Origin of the sequence: Zoogloea oryzae, from assembly GCF_030161255.1 — a bacterium.
GTDB lineage: Bacteria > Pseudomonadota > Gammaproteobacteria > Burkholderiales > Rhodocyclaceae > Zoogloea > Zoogloea oryzae.
On the sequence record NZ_BSPX01000210.1, the window covers coordinates 1 to 821 of the forward strand.

Genomic DNA, 821 nt, shown 5'->3' on the forward strand with positions numbered 1-821 from the left:
ATCGGATACCCAAATGCCAGGACCATACAACCCTGTTACATGAAATGCGCCAAACCCAAAGCACCCTACCCCTGCGAGAAATAAATGAATTCCAAAGATCTTGGGCAAATCCAAAGAGGGTTTTCCTGTACGACTATCCGTAAATATTTCTAGATCCCAATATACCCAATGCCAGATAGCTGCCAAGAAGCATAAACCAGAAAAAAATATATGTGCTCCAGCTACACCTTCGTAACTCCAAATACCCGGATTTGTGATAGACCCTCCTGTTATACTCCAACCCCCCAGGAATTGGTTATTCCTAAACGAGTCATAAAGGGTATAACAAACATACCTTGCCTCCACATTGGATCAAGAACGGGGTCAGAAGGGTCAAAAACTGCTAATTCATATAAAGCCATTGAACCGGCCCAACCAGCAACCAGAGCTGTATGCATTATATGAACAGCAAGCAACCGGCCGGGATCATTCAATACGACGGTATGAACACGATACCAAGGTAAACCCATGTAAATACCCCTTTAATCAAAGAAAAATAGACACTATGTTACTTTATCGCATTGGGAAAGACTATCCTATGGAGCGTCCCTTTTCGGTGGATTATATCATAGCAAGGGTTAATATTTATTGCATTCCGTTGGTAATAAAGGAACAAGTCCGTTCCTAAGAACAAAAAGAAACAAATCTATTCTATACCCGATAAGTACCAATACGCAATGGGGTATTGGTCCCTTTTTTCTATTCGAAAATGCATCGAAACTTGTTCAAAATTTGAATAGCCCAGCTCATTCTTAAAAATTTGACTTTATTCATTTTGTCTT

1 pseudogene is annotated in these 821 nt (G+C 40.2%); it reads right to left on the reverse strand.

Going from position 1 to position 821, the window contains the following annotated elements:
- Positions 1 to 509: pseudogene (locus QQK25_RS24795) on the reverse strand (hypothetical protein); the annotation flags it as partial.
- Between the last annotated feature and the right edge of the window lie 312 nt (positions 510 to 821).